7 protein-coding genes are annotated in these 8580 nt (G+C 71.1%); 3 read left to right on the forward strand and 4 right to left on the reverse strand.

Going from position 1 to position 8580, the window contains the following annotated elements; all coding sequences use genetic code 11:
* Positions 1-24: 24 nt before the first annotated feature.
* Positions 25-975, reverse strand: a complete 951-nt coding sequence (locus tag PO768_RS26625; protein ID WP_272648465.1) for a LysR family transcriptional regulator — start codon at positions 973-975, stop codon at positions 25-27.
* Between the two features lie 98 nt (positions 976-1073).
* Here PO768_RS26625 and wrbA point away from each other — a divergent pair, with 98 nt between their 5' ends.
* The 3 genes from wrbA to PO768_RS26640 are packed head-to-tail and all read left to right on the forward strand — an operon-like array spanning position 1074 to position 3952.
* Positions 1074-1688, forward strand: coding sequence for an NAD(P)H:quinone oxidoreductase (wrbA, locus tag PO768_RS26630; protein ID WP_272648466.1), 615 nt, complete (start codon positions 1074-1076; stop codon positions 1686-1688).
* Positions 1685-2851, forward strand: a complete 1167-nt coding sequence (locus PO768_RS26635; RefSeq protein WP_272648467.1) for an MFS transporter — start codon at positions 1685-1687, stop codon at positions 2849-2851. Before wrbA ends, PO768_RS26635 begins: the two co-directional genes overlap by 4 nt.
* Positions 2852-2905: 54 nt before the next feature.
* Complete coding sequence (locus PO768_RS26640) at positions 2906-3952, forward strand: glycosyltransferase family 4 protein (RefSeq protein WP_272648468.1); 1047 nt, start codon at positions 2906-2908, stop codon at positions 3950-3952.
* Here PO768_RS26640 and PO768_RS26645 read toward each other — a convergent pair.
* The 3 genes from PO768_RS26645 to PO768_RS26655 form a co-directional block, all read right to left on the reverse strand.
* A complete protein-coding gene (locus tag PO768_RS26645; protein ID WP_272648469.1) occupies positions 3927-5423 on the reverse strand; it encodes a chemotaxis protein CheW in 1497 nt (498 codons plus the stop codon). The two genes, PO768_RS26640 and PO768_RS26645, sit on opposite strands and share 26 nt — an antisense overlap.
* Positions 5401-8274: a methyl-accepting chemotaxis protein gene (locus PO768_RS26650; protein WP_272648470.1), complete on the reverse strand. Its 2874-nt coding sequence runs from the start codon at positions 8272-8274 to the stop codon at positions 5401-5403. The genes PO768_RS26645 and PO768_RS26650 overlap by 23 nt, the downstream gene beginning before the upstream one ends.
* Positions 8275-8339: 65 nt before the next feature.
* The coding region (locus PO768_RS26655; protein ID WP_272648471.1) for a hypothetical protein at positions 8340-8580 on the reverse strand (241 nt) is incomplete at its 5' end.

An 8580-nucleotide genomic window follows, 5' to 3' on the forward strand; every position in this document is an offset into this window, starting at 1 on the left:
CCCTCCGCCCGCTGATCGGCGCGCTCAGCGCGCAGCGCTGGCGGCGCGGCGCGAAGCCCTTGCAGCGCGGCGCGGCGGCGTCGCCAGCCGATGCAGCGCCTCGCGCAAAGCCGTCGCCGCGACGCCCAGGCTGCGGTCGCTGCGCCGGGCCAGATAGGTCTGCACCTGCGCCACGCCCTGCGGGCCGAGTGCGGTGGCGGCCAGCGGCAGCAGCGACTGCTCGGCCAGCTCGCGCTCCACCGTCCACTGCGGCAGCCGGCCCCAGCCAACGCCGGCCAGTATCAGCGCGCGCTTGGCCTCCTGGGTGCCGACCCGCAGCGTCTGCGGCGACAGCACGCCGAAGTCGCGCCCCTCGGACAGCGCCGTCGGGTCCTCCAGCACGATCTGCAGCTGGTCGGCCAGGTCCGCGCTGGTGAGCGCCTGGCGGCGCCGGGCCAAGAGGTGCTTGGCAGCGGCCACCGCCACGATGGGCACCGTCTGCAAGGCCTCGGTCTCGATGCGGGGATCGAGAAAGTCTTCGCCCGCCATGATGGCCAGGTCGCAGCGCCGCTCGCGCAGCGCCTGCAGCGGCCCGCCCAGCGGCGCCACGCTCAGGCGCAGCCGCACCGCCGGCAGCGCCTCGCGCAGCTCCCCCAGCGCGGCGGCCACCAGAGGCAGCGGGTAGAGCGTGTCCACCACCAGGGACAGCTCGATCTCCACACCCTCGCCCAGGCCGCGGGCGCGGGCCCGCATGAAGTCGACCTTGAGCAGCACGGCGCGGGCGTCTTCCAGCAGGGCCGCGCCCGCCGCCGTGAGCGTGGGGCGGTGGCCGCTGCGGTCGAACAGGCTCACATCGAGCTGCTGCTCCAGATTGGCAATGGCATGGCTGACGGCCGACTGCGCGCGCAGCAGGCGCGCCGCCCCGGCGCGAAAGCTGCCGGCCTCGGCCACGGTGACAAACATGCGCATCTGATCGAGCGTGAGAGCGTCCAGCATTGATCGATTTCATAGATCAAGAAGCTCTGAATTTTATGGCTTCCGTCGATCAGCAGCGCTGCCGATACTGGCCTCATTCCACACAGGAGGTTCGGCTCATGAGCAAGGTTCTGGTTCTCTACTACTCGTCCTACGGCCATATCGAGATCATGGCCGCCGCCGTGGCCGAGGGGGTGCGCAGCCACGGCGCCGAGGCGACCGTCAAGCGGGTGCCCGAGTTGGTGCCGGCGTCCGTCGCGGCCGGCTACAAGGTGGCGCTGGACACGCCGGTGGCCAGTGTGGCGGAGCTGCCCGACTACGACGCCATCGTGATCGGCACACCGACGCGCTTCGGCGCTATGGCGGCGCAGATGAAGAACTTCCTCGACCAGGCCGGCAGCCTGTGGGCCCGGGATGCGCTGGTGGGCAAGGTGGGCAGCGTCTTCACCTCCACCGGCAGCCAGCATGGCGGGCAGGAGTCGACGATTCTGTCGACGCATATCGTGCTGCTGCACCTGGGCATGGTGCTGGTGGGCCTGCCCTATAGCTACAAGGGCCAGCTGCGCATGGACGAGATCACGGGCGGCTCGCCCTATGGCGCGTCCACGCTGGCCGACGACGGGCGTGGCGGCGATCGCCAACCCAGCCGCAACGAGATCGAGGCGGCCCGCTACCAGGGCCGCCATGTCGCACGGATCGCCGGGGCGCTGGCGCTGGCGCAGGCGCAGGCATGAGGCGCGCGGACGCGCCAACGCGCAGCGACTGGCGGGCCGTCTGGCTGGTGGTGGCCGCCGGGGTGGCCTCGGCCTTCCAGCTGGGCAAGGTGGCGATTGCCGCCCCGCAGCTGCAGGCCGAACTGGGCCTGAGCCTGGCGATGCTGGGCGGCCTGGGCGCCACCTTCGCGGTGCTGGGGGCGCTGGGCGGGGTGGCGGCGGGCTCGCTGGTGGCCCGCGCCGGGGATCGCTCCATGCTGCTGCTCGGGCTGCTGGCCACGCTGCTCGGTTCGGTGCTCGCCCTGGCCACCGGCAGCTTTGCGCTGCTGCTGGTCTCGCGGGTGATCGAAGGCCTGGGCTTTCTGCTGATCACCGTGGCCGGGCCCACGCTGCTGGGCCGGCTGGTGCCTGCGGCCGACCGCAACGCCGCGTTGGCGCTGTGGAGCTGCTTCATGCCGGCCGGCATCGCGCTGGCGATGCTGACCGGGCCCTGGTTCGACGACTGGCGCAACCTGTGGGCCGCTGCGGCGCTGGCCACCGGCCTGATCCTGGCCGCCGTGGCCTGGGCGGTCCCGCAGCAGCAGGCCCGCGCCGAGGGGCCGAGGCCGCCGCCTCGGGTGGCCGAGGTCTGGCGGGCCCTGCCACTGGCCACGAGCTTCCTGCTCTACAGCCTGATGTTCTTCGCGCTCTTCAGCTTTCTGCCGGTGCTGCTGCAGCAACGCCTGCAAGTCGGGCCTGGGACGGTAGGCCTGCTGGCGGCGCTGGCCAGCGCCGCCAATATCGTCGGCAATCTCGCCGCCAGCCTGCTGCTGCGAAGGCTGAGCCGTGCGGCGCTGGGAGGCGGCGCGGCGCTCACGATGGGGCTGTGTGCGCTGGGCATCTTTCTGCCGGTGCTGGACCCGCGGGCGGCCTTCGCGCTGTGCCTGCTGTTCTCGGCGGCGGGCGGACTGATCCCGGCCAGCCTGCTGTCGGCGGTGCCGCAGCAGTGCGCGACGCCGGCGCAGGCCGCGCTCGCGGTGGGTCTGCTGATGCAGGGCAGCAATCTGGGCCAGGCGCTGGGGCCGCTGCTGGTGGGCCGCGCGGTGGACAGCCATGGCTGGCCGGCCGCTGCGGCCTGGGTGGCTGCGGCGGCGCTGGCCATGGTCGTCACGCTGTTCTGGCGTCCGGGGGCCCGAGCCGCATAGCCGAAGGCAGCGAGCCCTGCGCTACAGTGCAGCCCTGCCCGCCCGCCGTGCCCCATGCGCCTCCTCCTCCTGCTCCGCGACACCTCGCCCAACGGCATCACCACCTACAACCGCATCCTGGCGCGGGAGCTGGTGGCGCAAGGCCATGAGGTCCATGTCTGGCCGGCCCGCAGCGACTTCGGCGCCGGCCGGGCGCTGCGCCTGCCACCGGCCCATCCGCTGCTGGAGCCGCTGGCCCGGCCCTGGCTCAAACATGGGCTCAAGCCCGACCTGCTCTTCGTCAACAGCTACACCCAGGCCCGCTTCGCCCACCAACTCAAGGCCAGCGCCGGCATCCCCTGGCTGGCCTGCATGCACAACGGCCACAGCCCCGAACGCATGGCCCAGTGGCTGCAGCTGTTCGGCAATGCCGACGGCGTGGTCACGATGTGCGAGACCCTGCGCGCCACCTATGCCCAGCTGATCGCCGATGGCGGCGCGGCCCACCAGCCCCCGGTGCTGGGCAGCCGGCTGCCGATAGCCATGCCGGCGCTGCGCGAGCGCGGCGCCGAGGGGCCGATCACCCTCGGTTACTGCTCGCGCCTGAGCGGCCACAAGGGCCCGCGCTGCGAGGCCTGGCTGGAAGCCATCGCGCGGCTGCCCGGGCGCGAGCGCTACCGTGTGCTGGTGATTGGCGGCGGCAGCCATCTGAAGGCCTTGCAGGCCAAGGCCGCCGCCTTGGGACTGAACGCCGAATTCAGCGGCATGGTGGCCGACCCGGCGCCGCTGCTGGAGCGCATCGATGTGATCACCGGCGCCGGCTATGCGCTGATGGAGGGTCTGATGCGCGGCTGTGCGGCGGTGGGCCTGGGCTTTGGCGGCTGCATCGGCGCGATCACCGAGCAGACGCTGGACGAGGCCTATGCGCTGAACTTCGGCGACCACTGCCCGCGCGCCTATCCCGGCGATGCCGACAGCATCGCGGCCGCGCTGGCCACCGCCATCGCCTCGCTGCAGACCCCGGGCCTGGCCCGGCTGCACCAGCGCGCGCGCGCGTTTTCGGCGCCCGGGCCGGTGGTGCGAGAGCTGGTGGATTTCATCGCGCGCTGCAGGCGCGGCTGAGTCGGCGCAGCTCGAGCACCGGCAGGGTGCGGCGCTGCTCACCGCCGCCCACCTCGACCAGGGCCTGCAGCGACAGATCGCGCGGATCGGCGCCGGCCGGGGCCTCGCGCTGCCAGCGCGCCGGCTCGATGCCGGTCAGCCCGTCCACCACCCAGCCGACCGCGCCGCCCTCCTCGTCATCCACCACCAGCACCATCGCGTCGGCGTGATCGGCCGACGGCCGGGCCTGGCCCAGCACCGTGCGCAGACAGACCAGGGGCAAGGCCTGGCCGCGGTGCAGCAGCAGGCCCAGCATGCCGGGCGCATCCGAGGCGGCGGCGCCGCGCTGCGGCGGCAGCCGCATGATCTCGCGCACCTGGGTCAGCGGTGTGCCCAGCTCGGTGTCGAGGCGATAGGTCAGATAGCTGGTCTGCGGCCCCTGGCCGGCGATCTCGGCGGGCGCCGCGGCCTCGGCCCGCCGATGACCGCGCGCGGCCGGGATCGCATGACTCAGGCCGGCCAGCGCCAGCAAGCCCGGCTCGGCCTGCAGCGCCGCGCTGAGCAGCAGCAACACCGGTGCCGCCCCCTGCTCGGGCGGCAGCAGGCCGGCGAACAGCGCGGGCCGCCGCAAGCCCAGTGGGGGCAGCGGCAACAGGGCTTGCATCGCGAGGTGGCGGATGTCGCGCACCAGGTCCAGCACCAGGGCCAGCCGCCCCGCCCCCAGGCGCAGCACCAGCACATCGCTGAGCGCCGTCGCCGGGCTGTGCCCCAGGCCCAGCAGCTGCAGACTGTCGACCACCGGGATCTCCTGGCCATGATGGTGGATCACGCCCAGGCAGAGCCCGCCGCGCAGCTCGCTGCTCAGGATCTGGGCCTGCGGCACCGTGGTCTCGACCAGGGCTGCGGCAATCGCCAGACCATGGCCGCCCACCTCGAACAGCAGACAGGGCTCGCGCGGGCCGGCCTGGGCCGCCAGCGCCGCCTGTCCCGTCTCGGCGACCAGGGGCACGCCCGGCAGCCGGGCCAGCGCAGCCGGTTCCAGCACCGCCACGAGGCCACCCGCATCGGCGTCGAGCACGAAGGCATGCGTCAGCAAGCCTGCCCTGCCCGGCTCGGCGGGCTCCAGCTGATGCAGCCGCGCCGGGGCCACGATGCTGCCGACACCGTCAAGCAGCAGACCCAGCAGCAGGGGCCGCTCCGCCGCGCCCAGGCGCAGCAGCAGGATCACCCGCTGCGGCCCCGGCTGGACTGCCGTCAAGCCCAGCAGCGGCGCCGGATCCAGCACCGGCACGATGCTGCCGCGCACATCAATGGCGCCGCGCAGCTCGGCCGCCGCGCCGGGCAGCGGGGCCAGGACCTCCGGGCAATGGATCACCTCGCGCACCGCCGCCACGTCAATGCCCAGCGTGCAGCCGCCCACCCGTATCAGCCCGAAGCGCGGGCCAGCCGCTGCGGCATCCATCGCCGCCTCAGCGCGCAGCGGTCGCAGCATCGGCACCGCTGCCCAGGCCGGCGACCAGCTGGGCCACCTGGCGGGCCACGCCCTGCTGGGCCTGGGCGACCTCGGCGATCTGGCGGATCGAGTCGCTGGTCTTGCCGGCGCTGGAGACAATGCCCTCGAAGGCATCACGCGCCCTGGCCGAACGCTCCGAGCCGGCATCGACCCGCTCGCCCGATTCCTCGATCAGCTTGGTGATCGCGTGGGCCGCCTCCGAGCTGCGCTCGGCCAGGCGCCGCACCTCGCCGGCCACCACCGAGAAGCCCAGCCCGTGCTCGCCGGCCCGGGCGGCCTCGATCGCGGCATTGAAAGCCAGCAGATTGGTCTGGGCCGCGATATCGCCGACCACCCGCACGATATCGCCGATCTGGCGACTGCTGGTCTGGATCAGCTCGATCGACTCGATGGCCTTCTGCAGCGCCGCAAAACCCTGCTGGGCGTTCTCCTGGGTGGCCCCGGCCAGCGCGGCGGCGGCCTGGGTCGACTGGCCGATGCGGGCGATCGCCTGGTCGAGCTCGCTGATCGTCGCGCCCATCGCGCCGGTCTTCTGGCGCACATCCCGCTCCAGCCGCACCTGGTCGCTGACGTCCACCGCGTACTTGATGACACCGCGCGGCTGGCCCTTCATGTCGAAGATCGGGCTGTAGGTGGCCAGTATCCAGACCTCGCGATTGAACTTGCCGACGCGCTGGAAGCGGCCGCTGCGAGGCTCGCCCTTGCCCAGGCGCAGCCAGAAGTCGCGGTACTCCTCCGAGGTGATGTACTCGGGCGGGCAGAAGCTGCTGTGGTGCCGGCCGACCACCTCGCGCAGGCTGTAGCCCATGGTGCGCAGAAAATTGTCGTTGGCGGCCAGCACATTGCCGTCCAGATCGAACTCGATCGCGCCCAGACCCAGGTCCACCGCCCTGACCCGGCTCTCCACCTCGCTGCTGCGGATCTTGGCGGCGGTGACATCGATCGCGTACTTGACGATCTTGGTGATGCGGCCCTCGGGATTCATGATGGGGTTGTAGGTGGCCTGGATCCAGACCTCCTTGCCGTTCTTGCCTACGCGCTTGTACTCGCCGCTGTCGAACTCGCCGCGCGCCAGCTTGTCCCAGAAACCCAGATAGGCCTCGCTGCTGGCATAGGCCGGGTCGCAGAAGATGCGGTGGTGCTTGCCGCGCACCTCCTCCAGTGCATAGCCCATCAGCTGCAGGAAGTTGGCATTGGCCGTCAAGACCTGACCCNCCTCCTCCAGTGCATAGCCCATCAGCTGCAGGAAGTTGGCATTGGCCGTCAAGACCTGACCCTTGAGGTCGAACTCGATCACCGCCTGGGCACGGCTGATTGCGTTGACCTTGCCCTGGAACTCGGCATTGCTGAGTCTGGCCTCGGTCACGTCATGGGCAAACTTGACGATCTTCAGCGGCCGGCCTTCGAAGTCGAAGATCGGGTTGTAGGTGGCCTGCAGCCACAGCTCCTGGCCCTGCTTGGTCAGACGCTTGTAGATGCCGCCGTCGAACTCGCCGCGACCGAGTTTCTGCCAGAAGCGCTGGTAGTCCTCGCCGGCCGCGTACTCGGGCTCGCAGAACATGCGGTGGTGCTTGCCGCGCAACTCCTCGATGTTGTAGCCGACCAGCTGCAGAAAGCGTTCGTTGGCGTCCAGGATATGGCCGCGCAGATCGAATTCGACGACCGCCTGCGAGCGCGAGATCGCCGCCACCTTGCCCTCGGCCTCGGCGGCGCGCAGCTTGGCACCGGTGATGTCGTAGGCAAACTTGACGATCTTGAAGGGCTTGCCATCGAGATCCAGGATGGGGTTGTAGGAAGCCTGGATCCAGACCTCCTTGCCGTTCTTGCCCAGGCGCTTGTACTCGCCGCCGTCGATCTCGCCGGCACGCAAGCGGGTCCACAGCGCGGCGTACTCCGGGCTTTGCGCATACTCTGTCTCGCAGAACATGCTGTGATGCTGACCCCGCACCTCGGCCAGGCTATAGCCCATCAGCTCCTGGAAGTTCTTGTTGGCATCCAGCACGCGGCCCTGCAGATCGAACTCGATCACCGCCTGGGCGCGATTGATGGCCGCCACCTTGCCCAGCAGCTCGGCATTGCCCAGCTTGCCGGCCGTGATGTCCAGCACGTACTCGACCACACGCAGCGGCAGCCCGTCCACGCCCAGCACCAGGTTGTAGCTGGAGCGCACATAGACCTTGCGGCCATCGGCGGCCAGGCGGACGAACTCACCTTCCTGCGACTCGCCGGCGCGCAGCCGCTCCCACAGGCGCTTGAACTCGGGCCCCGCCGCATAGTCGGGCTCGCACAGCAACGCATAGGGCTGGCCCTTCAGCTCGGCCAGGCTGCGGCCTATCAGGGTCTGGAAGTTGTCGTTGGCGCTCAGCATGAGGCCGTCCAGATCGCATTCCACCACCGCCTGCACCCGCGAGATCGCGCCGACCCGCGCGTTCAGGTCGGCCGCCGCCAGGCGCTGCCTGGTGGTATCCAGCGCCACCAGGGTCAACCGGCTGCGCGCCTCGTTGGCAAACAGCCAGCCCTCCAGCATCAAGGTCGCGCCCCCGTCGCCGGGCCGCGCCGGCAAGGTGATTGCGGCAGCGCCGTCGGCGGCACCCAGCGCGGCATTCCAGGCCGTGCGCATGGCCGGCAGATCCAGGCCCAGCAGGGTGTCGCGGTCGACGCTGCCGAGCCGCCCACGCTCCAGCGCCAAGGTCTGCAGGGCCAGCTCGTTGGCATCCAGCAGCAGCCCGCTGCTGACCTCGAATACCAGGGTCAGGTATTGCTGGTTCAGCGCATGGGCCAGCGCCGCTATCGGCACCTCGGACAGCTGGGGAATTGACGAGTAAGTCATTTTTTCTCCCTGTGGCCGCTGCGTCGGGCGCGGCCACCCATCCTAGTGACAGCGGGGCAAGGCGGTCAATCGCGGCGTGGCGCAGACTGCACGATGCTCAAGCGCTCGCGCAGCGCCTCGGGCTCGAAGGGGCTCCAGTCGGGCCGCTGCTGCTCGTAGAAGCCGTAGAGCCGCTCCAGATTTCTGAGCAGCTGGGCGTTGTCCGGTGCCAGCGCCAGCGCGGCCATCAGCTCGCGCGACAGCCGCGCGGCGCTGTCGGCGGTCAAGGCTGCGGGGCCTGCGGTCACGCGCGCCAGCGCCGCCAGC

Origin of the sequence: Paucibacter sp. XJ19-41 (assembly GCF_028462495.1) — a bacterium.
GTDB lineage: Bacteria > Pseudomonadota > Gammaproteobacteria > Burkholderiales > Burkholderiaceae_C > Roseateles_E.

Coding starts and splice junctions, on each gene's coding strand:
- wrbA (WP_272648466.1), top strand. CDS start 1,074: ATGAGCAAGGTTCTGGTTCTCTACTACTCGTCCTACGGCCATATCGAG.
- PO768_RS26625 (WP_272648465.1), bottom strand. CDS start 975: ATGCTGGACGCTCTCACGCTCGATCAGATGCGCATGTTTGTCACCGTG.
- PO768_RS26640 (WP_272648468.1), top strand. CDS start 2,906: ATGCGCCTCCTCCTCCTGCTCCGCGACACCTCGCCCAACGGCATCACC.
- PO768_RS26645 (WP_272648469.1), bottom strand. CDS start 5,423: ATGCTGCGACCGCTGCGCGCTGAGGCGGCGATGGATGCCGCAGCGGCT.
- PO768_RS26635 (WP_272648467.1), top strand. CDS start 1,685: ATGAGGCGCGCGGACGCGCCAACGCGCAGCGACTGGCGGGCCGTCTGG.